Here is a 16738-nt window from a genome sequence, read left to right on the forward strand (position 1 = left end):
ATCCCCTGCCTGTAGCACGGTTAGTATATGGGGTTTCGTGTCTCAGAGTCGAGGTAGCTTTGGCAATTCGGAGTCATAGGAGATAAATATGGCACGAAATACCGGAAATGACTTCAGGCGTGGCGCGATCACGGGCCGTACACAGTTCGAACGCCCTGACGGGCACTTTCAGAAAAGGGACGAACGAACTGGTCACTTCATGGAAGTGAAGCAGTCTGAAGGGAAATTTAAGGGCGTCGCGATGGAACCAGACGGTCGCGATACCGAAAACTCCTAAATTGCACCACGCGGGCAATTTCGTGCCATCGGAATTGCCCGTAGTGCTCAACGTGTTTCATCAGCCGCCGCCCGTCCTCTCCTCTTGTGGGAGAGGTAACAAAAATCGCGATCTTAGCGTCAGCTAAGTCGCAGATTTTGTTGGTGAGGGGTAAGACGGCGGGCATGACACACACACCCGCACCTGCAATTTCCAGGCACTTAGCTCGCGCTAAGATGCTGAAATTGCTCCATCTCGCACAGGTTGACAGTGGATCCTCGGGTCAAGCCCGAGGATGACGTAGACCGTGGTTGCGCCGGTGGCGAAGGTAACGTCTTCTGTTCGCAGAGGTGTCGGCAGGGGGCGCCTGCGCATTCAGCCAGAGGTGTCATCCTCGGGCTCGACCCGAGGATCCACGACCAAGTCCGAGCTTCGAACGGCAACGAAACGGTGCGATACGCCCGCCGCCGCCTCTACCACGAAAGCGAAGAGAACACCGCCGCTGCCCGCTACCTGAATTTCGGGGGAGGACGCCGACCGCAAGCGCTTTGACCGAAGAGCCCGTTGCTTTGGACCCGAATTCCTCATGCCATATTAATGTTCCTATCCTTCCTTCTAATGCACGCGGAGCACCGCGGCCGCGGTTCACATGGCCCCGGAAGAATGGGGAATACCCCAACCCGTCACGAAGAAGGTGGGAAACACGACAACGGAGGTTCCAATGAAACATCTTGCGCGCGTTGCGGTCTGCACCGCCGCTCTCGCCGTCGCATTGGCGATGCCGCCCGGGGGCGGCTTCGGCTTCGTCGACCAGGCGCTTGCCGGCAACGGAAACGGCAACGGCGGGGGGAACGGGGGCGGACATGGCGGCGGCAACGGTGGCGATCACGGCGGCGGAAACGGCGGTGGCCAGGGCAGCGGTCATGCCTCCGACAAGTCGCGGAACGGCAATGCCTACGGCAAGCTCGACACCAGGCCGGCGAAGGTGAAGGAAACGGAGACCGAAACGTTAGGCGCGGAGGAGCTCGGCCCGCTCAACGCCGCCCACGCCTCACCGGTCGCGCGCATGTTCGCCTCGCCAAATTCGGCCGTCGGCAAGGTGGCGACCTATCAGCAAGCCCGCGCCGCAGCACTGACGCTCGAAGACCCCGCCGCCCAGACCGCCGCCCTCGACGCCGCGGTCGATCAGCTGGAGGCAGGTTTCGGTCTGACGCTCACCTCCGACCAGATCGACGAGCTGAACGCAATCCTCGATTCGCGCTGAGTCCGTCGACTTCCTTCGCCCTCTCCTTACGGACAGGAGAGGGCCGCGGCATTCGGCCGGAAAGGCCGCAACCGGACGCGATTGCGGCCGCATGCGCCTTGAAACCTTCGCGCGAATCAAGAGACGATCGCGCTTCCGTTTCACAACAGGGCCTACCATGTCTCTTTCCTTCGACATCCGCATGGCAGACGTCGATTTCGCGCGCATGGACGTCTGCGAGAGCGAGCACTGGCAGACCCGGCTCCATTTCAACCAGAGCTATCTCGGGCGCTGCCTCGTCATCGCGAAGCGCGTGTCTGACACCTCTCTCGCCACCTGCAGCGACGAGGAATACCACGATCTTCGATGCGTCCTGCAGCGCTATGAGCGCGTCGTCGGGGCGGCCTTCCAGCCGGCGCGCTTCAATTATACGCAGCTCGGCAACGAGTGGCCGCAGCTCCACGTTCATGCGATTCCGCGTTACGACACGCCACGCCAGTGGAAGCACTACGCCATTTCCGATACCCGCTACCACCAGAACCCCTCGCCCAAGCCGCCGCCGCCGGTGCCGCTCGAGGAAGCCTATGCGATCGCCGCCCATCTACGGGCGCTGTTTGCCGCGGACGGTGACGCCGTCGGCCGGCTCCCCCTTGAGAATGCCGCAAAAGCGTCCTAGATCAAGGTGAGTGACGGAGACGGCGCATTCGATCCCGATGCATCGTCCTTCGCGGAGATCTGGCCTGATGCGGCAATTGCGCGATTTCGGGAGAATGGCATGGCTGGTGCTGCTCGTTGCGGCCGCGCTTGCCTTCGCCGGTGCACCCGGCGCCAGTGCGCACCAGACGAACTGCGGCAGTGTCATGACCGTCGTGGCCGACGGCGCTCACCAGCACCATCATACAAACTCCGGCGGTACCACCGCCGCAAAGGCGGCTGCGGTTCCCTGCTGCACGACGGCCTGCCCGCTCTGTGTTTCGGCAGCCGGTCCTGCCGGCGTTACCCGCCAGACAGCGGCCTTCCTCCATCTTCGGTTTGCCGAACGCCAGTTCGGCCTTTCCGGCAGCGAGCCTTCCCCGGATTTAGAACCACCACGAACCCTCGCCTGATCGATCCGCCAGCCGCGTCCCAGCGGCGGCATGTCCCCACATGCATGGATGAAACTGCTGTCGGCCACACCGACGCAACGATCAGGAGAAAAAGATCGTGTATCGCCGTAAATTCCTTAAGACCCTCGCCCTCGGCACCGCCGCGGTCGGGTTCGCCCCTTCCTTTCTGTCAACCTCCGCACGGGCGGCCGCCGATCCATCAGCGAAGCGGCTTGCCGTCACCAGCCGCGTGCTCGACGTCAACGGCAAGCCGGCCAAGGTCTTCGGGCTCGTCCAACCGGACGGCACGCCCGGCCTCACGCTCGACGCAGGCGCCGATTTCGACGTGCTGCTCGCCAACGAAACCGCCGAGTCGACGCTTATCCACTGGCACGGGCTCACCCCGCCCTGGGCCTTGGACGGCGTGCCGGACAATCCGGCCGCCCTGCTGAAGGCTGCGGAAACCCGCCGCTATACCTTCCCCGCCGGCAGCGGCGGAACGCACTGGATGCACGCCCACACCCTGCAGGAACAGAACCTGCTCGCCGCACCGCTGATTGTCCGCCGCCCCGAGGAAGCGGCAAGCGATGAGCAGGAGGTGGTCATCCTTCTCCACGACTTTTCATTCCGGTCGCCCGAAGAACTCCTCGAAGAGTTGAAGGGTGGTGACGACCACGGCACCGACCAGATGGGCGGGATGCCGATGGGCGGAATGTCCGGCATGGGCCATATGGGCCACGGCATGGGTGGTTCCATGGGTGGTGGTTCCATGGGCGGCGGCTCCATGGGTGGCATGGCGATGCCCGGCATGGGCGGGATGGCCGCCATGGACCTCAACGACATCGAGTACGACGCCTATCTCGCCAACGACCGCACCTTGGACGATCCCGAAATCGTCCAGGTCGAGAAAGGCGGACGGGTGCGACTGAGGATCATCAACGGCGCCACTGCGACCGCCTTCACCATCGACACAGGCGAGGTGCTCGGCCGTCTCGTCGCGGTCGATGGCCAGCCGGTGCAGCCGATCGCCGGCACGCGCTTCCCGGCCTCCATGGGCCAGCGGCTCGACATCGTGGTCGAGCTGCCCAAGGAGGGCGGCGCTTTCCCGGTGCTCGCCTTGCGCGAAGGCTCGACGAAGCGGACCGGCATCGTGCTCGCGAGTGCCGGGGCCTCGATCGGCAAGTTCGCCGGTGACGGCGAGGAGACCGGCCCCGTGCTCGATCTGGCACTCGAACAGCGGCTCAGGGCCGTGACGCCGCTCGACAAGCGCCCGCCCGCCCGCAGCTACCGCATGGTGCTCGGCGGTGACATGGCGAGCTACACCTGGTCGATCGCCGGCGCCGAGGCGCTTGCCGTCGGCACCGGTGAGCGCATCCGCTTCGTCGTGCAGAACATGTCGATGATGGCGCATCCGATGCACCTGCACGGTCACCACTTCCAGGTGACGGCGGTCAACGGCGTCACGATCGCAGGAGCGCTTCGCGACACCGTGCTGCTGCCGCCGATGGCCGAGGTCGCGCTGGAGTTCGACGCCGAAAACCCCGGACGCTGGCCCTTCCACTGCCATCATCTCTACCACATGGCCTCGGGCATGATGGCGTTCGTCGCCTACGACAATGCCTGATAGAATGCCCGGGCGAGGTTACACCTCGCCCGGGTTCCGACCTTTAACGCAAGGAGGCAATCGTGGCTGAAGAGCACCACCACCATCATCACGGTCATGACCACAAGCCGGCCGGGCAATCTGCTCATCACCCTCATGAATCGGGCGGAACAGTACCCCCTGCACCGGATGCCTCCGGCAAGGGCGGAACCGTCTACACCTGCCCCATGCATCCGCAGATCCGCCAGCTCGGTCCCGGCAACTGCCCGATCTGCGGCATGGCGCTGGAGCCGGAGACGGCGACGCTCGATTCGGGCCCGAGCCCGGAACTCCTCGACATGCAGCGACGCTTCTGGATCGGACTTGCGCTCGCGCTGCCGGTCGTGCTGCTGGAGATGGGACAGCACCTCTTCGACCTGCATATGCTGATCGAGCCGACGACAGGCTCCTGGATCCAGCTGGTGCTGGCGACGCCGGTGGTGCTCTGGGCGGGTTACCCCTTCTTCGAGCGTGGCTGGGCTTCGCTGGTCTCGCGCCACCTCAACATGTTCACGCTGATCGCCATGGGCACAGGCACGGCATGGATCTACAGTGTCGTCGCGACCGTCGCCCCGTCTGTGTTCCCCGCGACCTTCCGTTCCGGTGACGGCGCGGTCGACGTCTATTTCGAGGCGGCCGCGGTGATCACCGTGCTCGTCCTGCTCGGGCAGGTGCTCGAATTGCGGGCACGCGAACAGACGGGCGGTGCGATCCGCGCGCTCCTCGATCTCGCGCCGAAGACCGCCCGGAGGGTGCGCAGCGACGGGACAGACGAGGACGTGCCGCTCGACCTCGTTGCGGCCGGCGACAGGTTGCGCGTCCGTCCGGGCGAGAAGGTTCCGGTCGACGGTGAGCTTCTCGAAGGCCGCAGTTCCGTCGACGAATCGATGATCACCGGCGAATCCATGCCGGTCACGAAGGAGCCGGGCGCCAAGCTGATCGGCGGCACGATCAATCGCACCGGCGGCTTCGTCATGGAGGCTCGCCGCGTCGGACGCGACACGGTACTCTCGCAGATCGTCCACATGGTCGCCGAAGCGCAGCGCTCGCGGGCGCCGATCCAGCGGCTCGCCGATGACGTTTCCGGCTGGTTCGTGCCGATCGTCATTCTCGTCGCGCTTGTCGCCTTCGGCACCTGGATGACGATCGGGCCGGAGCCTCGCTTCGCCCACGGCCTCGTCGCGGCCGTCGCCGTTCTCATCATCGCCTGCCCCTGTGCCCTCGGGCTTGCGACACCCATGTCGATCATGGTGGGCGTCGGGCGTGGCGCCGGCATGGGCGTTCTGATCAAGAACGCCGAGGCGCTCGAGCGGATGGAAAAGATCGACACGCTCGTCGTCGACAAGACTGGCACGCTGACCGCCGGCCGCCCCGAGGTGGTCGCGACTGCCACCGTTCCCGGCGTCGAGGAGACCGAACTCCTGCGGCTGGCCGCAAGCCTCGAGCGGTCGAGCGAACACCCGCTGGCGGCCGCGGTGGTGAACGCCGCCGAAGCCCGCAAGGCCGCGCTCGCCGATGCGCAGGACTTCGACAGCCCCGTCGGCCGCGGCGTGACGGGTACCGTCGAAGGCCACAGGCTGATCATCGGCAGCCACCGGATCATGGCCGACGAGAAGATCGATGTTTCGGCCCTGACGGAGAAAGCGGAGGAACTGCGCGGCGAAGGCGCGACGGTGATCTTTACCGCCGTCGACGGCCGGTTGGCCGGTCTCTTTGCAATCGCGGACCCGATCAAGCCGACGACGCCGTCCGCCGTCAGCGCACTCCTTGCGGAAGGCGTTCGCGTGGTCATGCTCACCGGCGACAATCGCACCACCGCGAACGCCGTCGCCCGCAAGCTCGGGATTACCGAGGTGGAAGCGGAGGTCCTGCCGGAACACAAGAGCGAGATCGTCGCGCGGCTGCGCAAGGAGGGCCGCGCCGTGGCAATGGCGGGCGACGGCGTCAACGACGCTCCGGCTCTTGCCGCCGCCGACGTCGGCATCGCCATGGGAACGGGAACCGACGTCGCGATCGAAAGCGCGGGCGTCACCCTCCTCAAGGGCGATCTCGAGGGCATCGTCCGGGCGAGGCAGCTGAGCCGCGCGACCATGCGTAACATCCGCCAAAACCTCTTCTTTGCGTTCATCTATAACGCGCTCGGCGTACCCGTCGCGGCGGGCGTGCTCTATCCCGCCTTCGGCCTCCTGCTGTCGCCGATCATTGCGGCGGCGGCAATGGCACTCTCCTCCGTCAGCGTCATCAGCAATGCGCTGCGCCTGCGGAGCGCACGGTTATGACCTACGGCGGCGGCCGTCAGCAGGAGAGCGAGAACGCAATCTATGCCCATTCGGCCGCCGTCGACCTGGAAATCGCGGCCACGCCCGAAGATCTGTTCGACGCGCTGGACGATCCCACGCGCCTCGGCCGTCACATGCGAAAGCCGTCGTTGATGATGCTCGGCGGCTGGATGCGCTACCGCCTCGACGAGGGGCAGGGCCGGGCCATCGGGTCGGGGATCCGGATGGACGGGCGCTTCGCTTTCCTCGGTCTTGCCGTGGACGAGGTGGTGATCGAGCGTCGACGGCCGTTTCGGAAGGTGTGGGAGACGCGTGGACGTCCTCGCCTTCTGGTGATCGGCGATTACCGGATGGGTTTCGACATCGCGCCCGCCGGGGAAGGATCACATCTTCACGTCTTCATCGACTATGACGATCCCGGCACCTCCCTGGGGCGGTTCGCCGGGTCGCTGTTGGGGCCGATCTACGCCCGCTGGTGCGTGCGACGGATCGCCGAGGATGCGGCCGATCTCGCCAAGTCTCCGAAAGCAGGCATATGAATTGCCATGACCGCGTTGTTCCCAGGACGCCGCACGCGGTAAGATCGCGCCGGTGATTCCCGTCGCCGGCGCGTTCCCTCCCCTGAAACGAGACTTTCCATGCAAAGCCCCGTCATCGATGTCGTCGTCAGCGACACGCCGCCCGAGGACCGTGATGCGGTGCTTGCGGTACTGCGCACCTACAACCAGGCGCAGACCGGGCGCGTCCGCGCGGCCGATTTCGCCGTGCTGCTGCGTGACCCGGAAACGGAGGCGGTGATCGGCGGACTCTACGGAGAAGAGAGCTATGGCTGGGGCTTCATCAAGTATCTGGTGGTGCCGGAGAACCTCCGCGGGCTGAGTCTCGGCAGCCGGCTGATCAAAGAAGCGGAAGAGATCGCCCGCCGGCGCGGGTTCGTCGGGGTCTGGCTCGACACCTACGACTTCCAGGCGCGGCCTTTCTACGAGAAGCTCGGCTACGAGGTCTTCGGCGAACTCGAGGGCGGTGACGGCGCTCGTGGCCAGTTCTTCCTGAAGAAGCGTTTTTCCTGATCGTCTGCCGGGGGAGCAGACTGCCTCCCCGGCGCACCGCCGTCAGGCGCTGTACCTGTTTTCCCGCCAGTTATACCAGTTGCGGATACGCAGGTGCGGCGCGATCACGCGCGAGACGAACGGGGTCAGCGCGAATGCGAGCACGATGACGGCCGGCAGCAGGTATTTCGCCTGCTCGTTCAGGGCCGGAACGGAAAGAACGGTGACGGCGCCGACTCCGAACAGCACGGCGTTGACCATCATCCCTACCATCGCAGTGATGAACAGATCGGTTTTCATGATCGCCTCCTCGGCCCACGGGGCCTGTCTGACTACATGTACCGGCTCAACGCGGGGCGGACACCGATGGTTCCGGAAGCGACGGAGTGGACATCGTGCGGTCAGGCCACCAATCCTTAACCGGCAGGCCCTAGAGTGTGTTGCAAAGCAGTGACTGATGCGAGACTTGCATGCCGAACCCGACCTTCCGCTTTACCCACTACGACCTCAGTGAACAGCCGGCCGGTGCGATCATCGAGGTGACGCTGAACGCCGTGAACAACGTGCGCCTGATGACGGCGACGAACTTCCAGCGCTTCAAGGAGACCCTGGACTTCAAATATGTCGGCGGCGTCGCCAAGAAATCGCCGATCCGGTTGACGATCCCGGAAGCTGCACATTGGCATCTGATCGTCGACATGGAAGGCCATCACGGGCTGGCCGATTCCTCCGTCCGCATGATTGCCTCGCCGTCCCGCCAGCAGCGCCAGCAGAAGGCGTCGTAACCTGCGATCAACCGCCGCCGCGCTCGCGGCGGAGCTTGGACCACCAGTCGAGACGCTTGCGGATCTCCCGTTCGAAGCCACGTTCCGGTGGATCATAGAAGGTCTTGCGGCCCATCTTCTCCGGGAAATAGTCCTGTCCGGAAAAAGCGTCCGGCTCGTCGTGATCGTAGCGGTAGCCCTCGCCGTAACCTTCCCCCTTCATGAGCTTGGTCGGCGCATTCAGGATGTGCTTCGGCGGCAGCAGCGAACCATTCTCCTTGGCCACGCGCATCGCCGATTTGTAGGCGGTGTAGACGGCGTTCGACTTCGGCGCCGTGGCGAGATAGACGCAGGCCTGTGCAAGCGCCAGTTCTCCCTCCGGTGAGCCGAGGTAATCATAGGCATCCTTGGCGGCGTTGCAGATCACCAGCGCCTGTGGATCGGCGAGACCGATATCCTCGACGGCCATGCGGACCAGACGCCGGCCGAGATAGAGCGGGTCCTCGCCGGCGTCGAACATCCGGCAGAGATAGTAGAGTGCGGCATCGGGATCGGAGCCGCGCACCGACTTGTGGAGCGCCGAGATCAGATTGTAATGGCCGTCCTGCCCCTTGTCGTAAACGGGCGCGCGCCGCTGCACGATACGGGTCAGGCCCTCGGTATCGAACACCTCGTCCTTGCGGGCGGCACGCCAGACTTCCTCGGCAAGCGTCAGTGCCGCCCTGCCGTCGCCATCGGCCATGCGGATGAGGCTTTCCCGGGCTCCGCCGTCGAGCGGCAGCGGCTTGCCCTCCACCGCCTCGGCGCGCGTGAGCAGCGTCTCGAGACTTTCTTCGTCATGGGGTTTGAAGGTCAGTACCCGGGCGCGGGAAAGAAGAGCGGCGTTGAGCTCGAAGGAGGGGTTCTCCGTGGTCGCGCCGACGAGGATGATCGTGCCGTCCTCCATGACCGGCAGGAAGCTGTCCTGCTGGGCGCGGTTGAAGCGATGGATCTCGTCGACGAAAAGCAGCGTCTGGCGGCCGTTCATACGTCGGGTCCGCGCGGCTTCGAAGACCTTCTTGAGATCCGCGACACCGGAGAAGATCGCCGAGATCTGCTCGAAGGCAAGACCCGCCTCACCGGAGAGCAGCCGGGCGACGGTGGTCTTGCCGGTGCCGGGCGGTCCCCAGAAGATCATCGAGCCGAGCGAGCCGCTGTCGATCATCCGGCGCAGGACGCCGTCCTCCCCCGTCAGATGCTCCTGTCCGGTCACCTCGGCAAGCGAGGTCGGGCGCAACCGGTCAGCAAGCGGCCGCTTCGAGGCGACGGTGTCTGGAACCTGCGGAGCAAAGAGATCGTCGCTCATCGGAACAATTGCCTGATACGCTCGCCGTTGCGCTCGATCTCCACCCGCCAGATGCCGGGATCGGAGGCGGCCAACGCCTCCATGTCGGCGCTCGACGCGATGTCCGTGCCATTGACGGCAATGATGATGTCGTGGGGCTGGAAGCCGAGCCGGGCTGCGATCGAACCGCCGTCGATGGCGGTTATGACGACGCCGGTGAGTTCCGTCGGCATGTGCAGTTCGTAGGCGAGCCGGGGCGACAGATTGGCGACGGTGGTACCGGCGAACGGGCTGTGACCGCCGATCGCCCTTTCGTCGCGCGGACGGGTTTCGGGTGCCGCCGCCAAGGGAAGGCTGATCTCCTTTTCCGACCCGTTATCCTTGACCGTCAGCGTCACCGAGGTCCCGAGACCCGCCGTCGTCAGCCGGTAGCCGAGTGCATCGGGATGCTCGACGGGAACACCGTTGACGGCGGTCACCACCTGTCCGGGACGCAAACCAGCCTTCGCGGCCGGTCCGTCCTCTACGACGCGGACGACCAGCGCGCCGCGCGGCCGGTCGAGCCCCAGCGCCTCGGCGACATCCGAGGTCACGGCATCGAAGGAGGCGCCGATATAGGGGCGTTCGAAGCTGACATCACCCCGTTCGGCGGCGGCCAGGAAGACCGTGACGAGATTGGCGGGGATCGCGAAGCCGACACCGTTCGACCCGCCGCCCTTGGAGAAGATCGCCGTGTTGATGCCGATCAGCTCGCCGTTCATGTTCATCAGCGCGCCGCCGGAATTGCCCGGATTGATCGCCGCGTCGGTCTGGATGAAGAAGCCGAAGTCGCCTTCCGTCACCTGATTACGGGCGAGCCCCGAGACGATGCCGCTCGTGACCGTCTGGCCGACGCCGAAGGGATTGCCGATCGCAAGCACCAGATCACCGACCTCGATCGCGTCGGAATTACCGATCTTCAGGGCCGGCAGGGGCTCGCGCGCATCGATCTTCAGCACAGCGAGGTCGAGGCGGTCATCCTTCAGCACCACCTTGCAGGGGAACTCCCGTCCGTCGGCGAGCGCGACCTTGATTTCGTCGGCACCGCCGATCACGTGGTTGTTTGTGACGACGATCCCCTTGGAATCGACGATGACGCCCGAGCCGAGCGAGGTCTGTTTCTCGCTGCGGTTCGGCATGCGCTGGCCGAAGAACTGTTCAAAGAACGGGTCACCGGCGAAGGGCGACATGCGCCGCTGCACCATGCGTTCGGCATAGACATTGACGACCGAGCCGTGGGTCTCGCGTACGAGCGGCGCGAAGGAGAGCTGCATCTCGGCCTGCGAGCGCGGCAGGACCTTGGCCGCCTCCTGGGCGGAAACAGAAAACGGCGACAGCAGAGCGAGCGAAAGCGCCGAAACGGCAGCGAAGCGGAGCAGGCCTTGCATGGGAGACTCCCGATAGAATTACAGAATGGCTTTTAGTGCGGAGCGGACCGGAAGGAAACGGCAAATCGCCCTCTCCGGATTCCCACAATTAGCCAGCCATGGCGCATTTCCAAGGCCAGCGACATTACAACTCGGTCATGTTCCCGGATAGCAGGCTCCTCTCCGTTCCGGAGCACCGTCCGTCGACCCGGCGCATAAGCCGCTGATTGAATTGCGCTTTATCAATTCCAACCAAGGGCGTTCAGGTAGTTGTCAGGAAGCCCGTCTAACTTTCGTCGGGACGAACCGATTCCAAGGGAACGAAGATGGCCGACCAGTCACCGCCGAGGGACACCCGCATTACCGTATGGGACCTGCCGGTCCGCGCCTATCACTGGGCCCAGTTCCTTCTCGTCACGGTCGCCGCCGTTACCGGCTTCCTTCTCGGCGGTCGGTGGATCGAGCTGCATGTCTGGGCCGGCGCGGCACTCGCCGCCCTCCTCGTCATCCGTATCGTCTGGGGCTTCGCTGGCAGCACCTATGCACGCTTCTCGACGTTCCTGCCGGCGCCAAGAACGGTACTCTCGCATGTCGGCGAGCTGAAATCGGGAACCGCTCGTCCCCATCTCGGGCATAATCCGCTCGGCGCCCTGATGATCCTCGCGCTTGTCGCCGTGATCACCGGCCTCGTCATATCCGGCACGATCGTCTTCGGCGGCGTCTTCAAGAAGGGGCCGGGCGCCGCCCTCTTCTCCTTTGCAACCGGGTTCTCGGCGCGCGAGATCCATGAACTGCTCGCCCTGGCACTGCTCGGCCTGGTCGGGCTGCATATCGCCGGCGCGCTCTTTGAAAGCCGGCGCACAGGTGAAAACCTGACCCGGGCGATGGTGACGGGGCGCAAGCGGCTGGAGCCCGGCATCCACCAGGAAAGGCCGATTGCCGCCCGGCCGCTGGTGGCCTTCGTCACGCTACTCGTTCTGTTCGGTGCGGCAGTGCCGCTCGGGCTCTCGCTCGCAGCCATACCCCCTTCAGGCATGCCCGTAGCGCAACTCGATCCCGTCTACCGCCAGGAATGCACCGCCTGCCACATGGCCTATCATCCGAGCCTGTTGCCCGCCGCCAGCTGGCAGGCATTGATGGAAAACCTCGACGACCACTTCGGCGAGGATGCGAGCCTCGATCCCGAAACGGCGTCGACGATCACGGCATTCCTGACCGCGAATGCCGCCGAGACTGCCGACACCAAGCCGGCCAACGCCTTCCGCCGTCTCGATCCGGCATCGCCGTACGAACTCACGGCCACACCGTTCTGGAAGCGCATGCATGGCGAAATTCCGGACTCCGTCTTTTCGGCAAAGCCCGTGAGCAGCAAGGCGAACTGTGCCGCCTGCCATCGCGATGCCGAGAGCGGTGCCTTCTATCCAGCCAATATCAACATCCCGAAGGAGGACTTGAAATGAAGAAGACAGCGACGATCCTGCTGTGCGGCCTCGGACTTCTTGCGGCAGTGCCGGCAAAAGCTGACCCTGCGCGCGACGCGATCCTGAAGGACTATGCGACCGCTGCGGGCGTCACCTCCTTCTCTGCCGAGGCCGGCAAGACGTTGTTCCAGGCGAACCACACCGGGGGCAAACCAGACACGCCGTCCTGCACGACCTGCCACACCACCGATCCGCGCCAGGCGGGCAAGTCGCGGGTCGGCAAGCCGATCGAGCCGATGGCCGTATCGGCCAATGCGAGCCGTTTCACCGATGCCGCGAAAGTGGAAAAATGGTTCCGCCGCAACTGCACCTCGGTCCTCGGGCGCGAATGTACCACCGAGGAAAAGGGGAATATCATCACCTATCTGTCCAGCCTCTGACCGGAGATTTCCGATGACGATGACACTGAAATCCGCCCTCAAACTGGCGCTCGTCGCCGCCGCCTTCTCGGGTGCCGCCATGCTCGGCCCCGCTTTCGCCGATGACGACGAAGGTGGCGAAGGCGGCATTCGCGCCGTCACCAACGAGACGGCGAAGGCCGAGTGTTCCGCCTGCCACATGGCCTATCCGCCGGGGCTGTTGCCGCAGCGCTCCTGGCAGGCGCTGATGGGCAACCTGTCGAACCACTTCGGCGAGGATGCAAGCCTCGACGAACCGGTCCGCAAGGAAATCGAGGACTATCTGGTCGCCAATGCAGCGGATGCAGGTGGCGGCTCGATGCGCGGCCTCAAGGCCGACCAAACACCGCTGCGCATCTCCGAACTGCCGTGGTTCACACGCGAACACGGCTCCAAGCTCATCGCCCGGGCGAAGGCGAACCCGAAGATCGGTTCGATATCGAACTGTGCCGCCTGCCACCGCGGCGCCGAACAGGGCTATTTCGAGGACGACTGATCAGAAACCAAAAGGCGCCGCCTTCCACGTCGGCGGCACCGAACGCAGGGCCCGCCGACGCGCTCCCGCCGGCGGGCCTTGTGCATAGAGAGATCAAGAGGTCTCGCGGCTGGACAGCCGGACGTGACGACGTTCCATACCGTTACGCCATCTACGTCGCTAATTAGTTTTTTCGCGAAATATCTATTCAATCACTTACTTGCCGGACACTCGCCACTGGCGTCACTGGCATGCCTGTCCTCGCGACTTGACTGACCCATAACTCTACGGTTATAGAAAAATCCATAGCCAACGAGTTATCGATTTCCATGCCGAATGCACACGATCTCCTTTTCCGAACCCTTGCCGACCAGACCCGCAGGGCCATCTTCGAACGGCTCTGCCGCGAGGGAGACCAGACTGTCGCCGCGCTGACGGCCAAGGCTGGCGTCTCGCAGCCGGCGGTATCGAAACATCTTGCGGTACTGAAACGGGCGGGGCTTGTGAGCGATCGCCACCAAGGACGTCAGACCCACTACAGCGCCCGGATCGAAGCCCTGGCGCCGCTGGTCGACTGGACGAAGCAAATGTCCGGCTTCTGGCACACCCGCTTCGACGAGCTCGAAGACCTACTCAGGAGGATGGACCAATGACCACTGCCGAGACTGCAACGCGCTCCGTCGTCGTCGAGCGCGAACTTCCCTTTCCGCCGGAGAAAATCTGGCGCGCGCTGACGCAGCCGCATCTCATCGCCGAATGGCTGATGAAGAATGAGTTCAAGCCGGAGACCGGCCACCGCTTCAGGCTGGAAGCCGACTGGGGCTCAATCCACTGCGAGGTCCGCACGGTCGAACCGAACCGGGCGCTTTCCTATACCTGGGACGCCTACGATCTCAGGAGCGTCGTGACCTGGACCCTCACCCCCATGGAGAGTGGCACGCATCTGCGCATGGAACAGACAGGCTTCAAGCCAGACCAGCCGCGCTACTACGGCGGAGCGAAAGCCGGCTGGCCGCAGTTCATCGACAAACTCGAAGCCGTCCTCGAGCGGCTGGACTGACGTCAGCACGCAACGCCCGCCCGACCTCCGTTACGAAGGAGCAGAGCATGACCTGGAATGCCGGAATACGCCAATTTCACCGCTGGACGTCGATCATCTTCACCGCGACCGTTGCCGCGAACTTTGTCACGATGTCGTTCGGCGAGCCGCCTGCCTGGGTGACCTATTCGCCCCTACCGCCGCTCTTTGTCTTGCTGCTCAGCGGCCTCTACATGTTCGCCCTGCCGTATTTCGGCAGGCGTCGGCGCGCGGCGGCGTAAAGCAGAAAGAACGCAATCATCTTTGCTGCAAATAAAAAGCCGCCGACTCCCGCCGGCGGCTTTCCCGTTTCTGTCCGTAGAAGCGGCTTCCAGCCCTATTCCGGCAGGATGCGGACTGCACCCTTGTCGGCGGAGCTCGCGAACGCGGCATAGGCCTTCAGCGCCGTCGTCACGTTGCGCTTGCGCGGGGTCGACGGTTTCCAGCCGGCCTCGTCCTGTTCCGCGCGGCGGCGGGCGAGCTCGTCGACGCTGACCGAAAGATTGATCGTGCGGTTCGGGATGTCGATCTCGATGGTGTCGCCGTCGCGAACCAGGCCGATCGTGCCGCCGTTTGCCGCTTCCGGCGAAACGTGGCCGATCGACAGGCCCGAGGTGCCGCCGGAGAAGCGTCCGTCGGTGATCAGCGCACATTCCTTGCCGAGACCCTTCGACTTCAGATAGCTCGTCGGATAGAGCATTTCCTGCATGCCGGGGCCGCCCTTCGGGCCTTCGTAGCGGATGACGACGACGTCGCCGGCGACGACCTCGTTCGACAGGATCGCTTTCACCGCCGCGTCCTGGCTCTCATAGACCTTGGCCGGACCGGTGAACTTCAGGATCGACTCGTCGACGCCTGCCGTCTTCACGATGCAGCCGTCCAGCGCGATGTTGCCCTTCAGAACGGCGAGGCCGCCGTCCTTGGAGAACGGGTGTTCGACCGAGCGGATGATGCCGTTCTCGCCGTCGGTATCGAGCTCCTCCCATCGGGCACTCTGGGAAAAGGCCGTCTGGGTCGGGATGCCACCCGGCGCGGCCTTGAAGAATTCGCGCACCGTCTCGGAATTCGTGCGGGTGATGTCCCAGCGATCGATCGCGTCGCCGAGAGAGGCGGCATGGACGGTCGGGCTGTCGCGATTGATAAGGCCACCGCGGTCGAGCTCACCGAGAATGCGCATGATGCCGCCCGCCCGGTGAACGTCTTCCATATGGACGTCGTTCTTGGCGGGCGCCACCTTCGAGAGGCAAGGGACCCGGCGCGACAGGCGGTCGATGTCGTCCATGGTGAAATCCACCTCCGCCTCATGGGCAGCGGCGAGAATGTGCAGCACCGTGTTGGTGGAGCCGCCCATGGCGATGTCGAGCGCCATGGCGTTCTCGAAGGCGGCCTTGGAAGCGATGGTCCGCGGCAGGACAGTGGAATCGTCCTGCTCGTACCAGCGGCGGGCGAGGTCGACGATCAGATGACCGGCCTCGACGAAGAGCCGCTTGCGATCGGCATGGGTGGCGAGCGTCGAGCCGTTGCCGGGCAGCGACAGACCGAGCGCTTCCGTCAGGCAGTTCATCGAATTGGCCGTGAACATGCCCGAGCAGGAGCCACAGGTCGGGCAGGCGGACTGTTCGATCGCCTTGACGTCCTCGTCGGATACCTTGTCATCGGCGGCAGCGACCATCGCGTCGACGAGGTCGAGCGCATGCTTCTTGCCGTGCAGGACGACCTTGCCGGCCTCCATCGGTCCGCCGGAAACGAAGACCGTAGGGATATTGAGGCGCAGCGACGCCATCAGCATGCCGGGGGTGATCTTGTCGCAGTTGGAGATGCAGACCATGGCGTCGGCACAGTGGGCGTTGACCATGTATTCGACGCTGTCGGCGATGAGTTCGCGCGACGGCAGCGAATAGAGCATGCCGTCATGGCCCATGGCGATGCCGTCGTCGACGGCGATCGTATTGAATTCCTTGGCAACGCCGCCGGCCGCCTCGATCTCGCGGGCGACCAACTGGCCGAGATCCTTCAGGTGGACGTGGCCCGGAACGAACTGGGTGAACGAGTTCACCACCGCGATGATCGGTTTGCCGAAGTCGGCATCCTTCATGCCCGTCGCGCGCCAGAGACCGCGCGCGCCCGCCATGTTGCGGCCGTGGGTCGTGGTTCTTGAACGATAAGCTGGCATCGGTGGTTCCTCGGATCTGTCCTGGTTGCTTTTCCGGGCGCGCGCGGCAATCAAGTGCCGATCTCATGCGCATACCTATGGATTT

The 16738-nt window shown here is 64.5% G+C and carries 19 protein-coding genes; 15 read left to right on the top strand and 4 right to left on the bottom strand.

Going from position 1 to position 16738, the window contains the following annotated elements; all coding sequences use genetic code 11:
• Positions 1–88: 88 nt before the first annotated feature.
• The 8 genes from H4I97_RS09025 (at position 89) to H4I97_RS09060 (ending at position 7575) form a co-directional block, all read left to right on the top strand.
• Complete coding sequence (locus tag H4I97_RS09025) at positions 89–277, top strand: hypothetical protein (RefSeq protein WP_182304340.1); 189 nt, start codon at positions 89–91, stop codon at positions 275–277.
• A gap of 700 nt (positions 278–977) precedes the next feature.
• Positions 978–1520, top strand: a complete 543-nt coding sequence (locus H4I97_RS09030) for a Holotricin-3 precursor (protein WP_182304341.1) — start codon at positions 978–980, stop codon at positions 1518–1520.
• Between the two features lie 157 nt (positions 1521–1677).
• Positions 1678–2175 (top strand): HIT family protein, encoded by a 498-nt coding sequence (locus tag H4I97_RS09035; RefSeq protein ID WP_182304342.1) that lies wholly within the window; start codon positions 1678–1680, stop codon positions 2173–2175.
• A gap of 67 nt (positions 2176–2242) precedes the next feature.
• Positions 2243–2605 carry a hypothetical protein gene (locus tag H4I97_RS09040; protein WP_182304343.1) on the top strand — a complete coding sequence of 121 codons (363 nt, stop codon included), beginning with the start codon at positions 2243–2245 and terminating at the stop codon, positions 2603–2605.
• A 97-nt stretch (positions 2606–2702) separates the two neighbouring features.
• Positions 2703–4208, top strand: a complete 1506-nt coding sequence (locus H4I97_RS09045; protein ID WP_182304344.1) for a multicopper oxidase family protein — start codon at positions 2703–2705, stop codon at positions 4206–4208.
• 206 nt (positions 4209–4414) lie between these two features.
• Complete coding sequence (locus H4I97_RS09050) at positions 4415–6505, top strand: copper-transporting P-type ATPase (protein WP_182307594.1); 2091 nt, start codon at positions 4415–4417, stop codon at positions 6503–6505.
• Entirely contained in the window at positions 6502–7044 is a 543-nt protein-coding gene (locus tag H4I97_RS09055) for an SRPBCC family protein (protein WP_182304345.1), read from the top strand. The genes H4I97_RS09050 and H4I97_RS09055 overlap by 4 nt, the downstream gene beginning before the upstream one ends.
• Before the next feature lie 99 nt (positions 7045–7143).
• Complete coding sequence (locus H4I97_RS09060) at positions 7144–7575, top strand: GNAT family N-acetyltransferase (protein WP_182304346.1); 432 nt, start codon at positions 7144–7146, stop codon at positions 7573–7575.
• Positions 7576–7617: 42 nt separating this feature from the next.
• Here H4I97_RS09060 and H4I97_RS09065 read toward each other — a convergent pair whose 3' ends face one another.
• Positions 7618–7854, bottom strand: a complete 237-nt coding sequence (locus H4I97_RS09065) for a hypothetical protein (protein ID WP_182304347.1) — start codon at positions 7852–7854, stop codon at positions 7618–7620.
• 170 nt (positions 7855–8024) lie between these two features.
• Here H4I97_RS09065 and H4I97_RS09070 point away from each other — a divergent pair, with 170 nt between their 5' ends.
• Entirely contained in the window at positions 8025–8339 is a 315-nt protein-coding gene (locus H4I97_RS09070) for a DUF1883 domain-containing protein (protein ID WP_182304348.1), read from the top strand.
• Positions 8340–8346: 7 nt separating this feature from the next.
• On the opposite strand, the gene H4I97_RS09075 is transcribed toward H4I97_RS09070, so the two are convergent.
• A complete protein-coding gene (locus tag H4I97_RS09075) occupies positions 8347–9663 on the bottom strand; it encodes a replication-associated recombination protein A (RefSeq protein ID WP_182304349.1) in 1317 nt (438 codons plus the stop codon).
• Positions 9660–11069 (bottom strand): DegQ family serine endoprotease, encoded by a 1410-nt coding sequence (locus H4I97_RS09080; RefSeq protein WP_182304350.1) that lies wholly within the window; start codon positions 11067–11069, stop codon positions 9660–9662. The genes H4I97_RS09075 and H4I97_RS09080 overlap by 4 nt, the downstream gene beginning before the upstream one ends.
• Positions 11070–11374: 305 nt before the next feature.
• Between H4I97_RS09080 and H4I97_RS09085 the strand changes: the two genes are divergently transcribed.
• From H4I97_RS09085 to H4I97_RS09110, 6 genes are all read left to right on the top strand, one after another.
• Positions 11375–12508 carry a cytochrome b/b6 domain-containing protein gene (locus H4I97_RS09085; RefSeq protein ID WP_182304351.1) on the top strand — a complete coding sequence of 378 codons (1134 nt, stop codon included), beginning with the start codon at positions 11375–11377 and terminating at the stop codon, positions 12506–12508.
• A complete protein-coding gene (locus tag H4I97_RS09090; RefSeq protein ID WP_182304352.1) occupies positions 12505–12909 on the top strand; it encodes a DUF1924 domain-containing protein in 405 nt (134 codons plus the stop codon). Before H4I97_RS09085 ends, H4I97_RS09090 begins: the two co-directional genes overlap by 4 nt.
• A 13-nt stretch (positions 12910–12922) precedes the next feature.
• Complete coding sequence (locus H4I97_RS09095; RefSeq protein WP_210297071.1) at positions 12923–13423, top strand: diheme cytochrome c; 501 nt, start codon at positions 12923–12925, stop codon at positions 13421–13423.
• A gap of 308 nt (positions 13424–13731) precedes the next feature.
• The gene (locus H4I97_RS09100; protein WP_182304353.1) at positions 13732–14055 is read left to right on the top strand and encodes an ArsR/SmtB family transcription factor; all 324 of its coding nucleotides are present in this window, start codon (positions 13732–13734) and stop codon (positions 14053–14055) included.
• Entirely contained in the window at positions 14052–14462 is a 411-nt protein-coding gene (locus H4I97_RS09105; RefSeq protein ID WP_182304354.1) for an SRPBCC family protein, read from the top strand. Before H4I97_RS09100 ends, H4I97_RS09105 begins: the two co-directional genes overlap by 4 nt.
• 47 nt (positions 14463–14509) lie before the next feature.
• Positions 14510–14722, top strand: coding sequence for a hypothetical protein (locus H4I97_RS09110; RefSeq protein WP_182304355.1), 213 nt, complete (start codon positions 14510–14512; stop codon positions 14720–14722).
• Between the two features lie 95 nt (positions 14723–14817).
• On the opposite strand, the gene ilvD is transcribed toward H4I97_RS09110, so the two are convergent.
• Entirely contained in the window at positions 14818–16653 is a 1836-nt protein-coding gene (gene ilvD / locus H4I97_RS09115; RefSeq protein WP_182304356.1) for a dihydroxy-acid dehydratase, read from the bottom strand.
• Between the last annotated feature and the right edge of the window lie 85 nt (positions 16654–16738).

The organism is Ciceribacter thiooxidans, assembly GCF_014126615.1.
Classification (GTDB): Bacteria; Pseudomonadota; Alphaproteobacteria; order Rhizobiales; family Rhizobiaceae; genus Allorhizobium; species Allorhizobium thiooxidans.

Bases quoted from the DNA above. Each gene is read 5' to 3' on its own strand.
- H4I97_RS09025 (WP_182304340.1), top strand. From the start codon at position 89: ATGGCACGAAATACCGGAAATGACTTCAGGCGTGGCGCGATCACGGGC.
- H4I97_RS09030 (WP_182304341.1), top strand. From the start codon at position 978: ATGAAACATCTTGCGCGCGTTGCGGTCTGCACCGCCGCTCTCGCCGTC.
- H4I97_RS09035 (WP_182304342.1), top strand. From the start codon at position 1,678: ATGTCTCTTTCCTTCGACATCCGCATGGCAGACGTCGATTTCGCGCGC.
- H4I97_RS09040 (WP_182304343.1), top strand. From the start codon at position 2,243: ATGCGGCAATTGCGCGATTTCGGGAGAATGGCATGGCTGGTGCTGCTC.
- H4I97_RS09050 (WP_182307594.1), top strand. From the start codon at position 4,415: ATGCATCCGCAGATCCGCCAGCTCGGTCCCGGCAACTGCCCGATCTGC.
- H4I97_RS09055 (WP_182304345.1), top strand. From the start codon at position 6,502: ATGACCTACGGCGGCGGCCGTCAGCAGGAGAGCGAGAACGCAATCTAT.
- H4I97_RS09060 (WP_182304346.1), top strand. From the start codon at position 7,144: ATGCAAAGCCCCGTCATCGATGTCGTCGTCAGCGACACGCCGCCCGAG.
- H4I97_RS09065 (WP_182304347.1), bottom strand. From the start codon at position 7,854: ATGAAAACCGATCTGTTCATCACTGCGATGGTAGGGATGATGGTCAAC.
- H4I97_RS09070 (WP_182304348.1), top strand. From the start codon at position 8,025: ATGCCGAACCCGACCTTCCGCTTTACCCACTACGACCTCAGTGAACAG.
- H4I97_RS09075 (WP_182304349.1), bottom strand. From the start codon at position 9,663: ATGAGCGACGATCTCTTTGCTCCGCAGGTTCCAGACACCGTCGCCTCG.
- H4I97_RS09080 (WP_182304350.1), bottom strand. From the start codon at position 11,069: ATGCAAGGCCTGCTCCGCTTCGCTGCCGTTTCGGCGCTTTCGCTCGCT.
- H4I97_RS09085 (WP_182304351.1), top strand. From the start codon at position 11,375: ATGGCCGACCAGTCACCGCCGAGGGACACCCGCATTACCGTATGGGAC.
- H4I97_RS09090 (WP_182304352.1), top strand. From the start codon at position 12,505: ATGAAGAAGACAGCGACGATCCTGCTGTGCGGCCTCGGACTTCTTGCG.
- H4I97_RS09095 (WP_210297071.1), top strand. From the start codon at position 12,923: ATGACGATGACACTGAAATCCGCCCTCAAACTGGCGCTCGTCGCCGCC.
- H4I97_RS09100 (WP_182304353.1), top strand. From the start codon at position 13,732: ATGCCGAATGCACACGATCTCCTTTTCCGAACCCTTGCCGACCAGACC.
- H4I97_RS09105 (WP_182304354.1), top strand. From the start codon at position 14,052: ATGACCACTGCCGAGACTGCAACGCGCTCCGTCGTCGTCGAGCGCGAA.
- H4I97_RS09110 (WP_182304355.1), top strand. From the start codon at position 14,510: ATGACCTGGAATGCCGGAATACGCCAATTTCACCGCTGGACGTCGATC.
- ilvD (WP_182304356.1), bottom strand. From the start codon at position 16,653: ATGCCAGCTTATCGTTCAAGAACCACGACCCACGGCCGCAACATGGCG.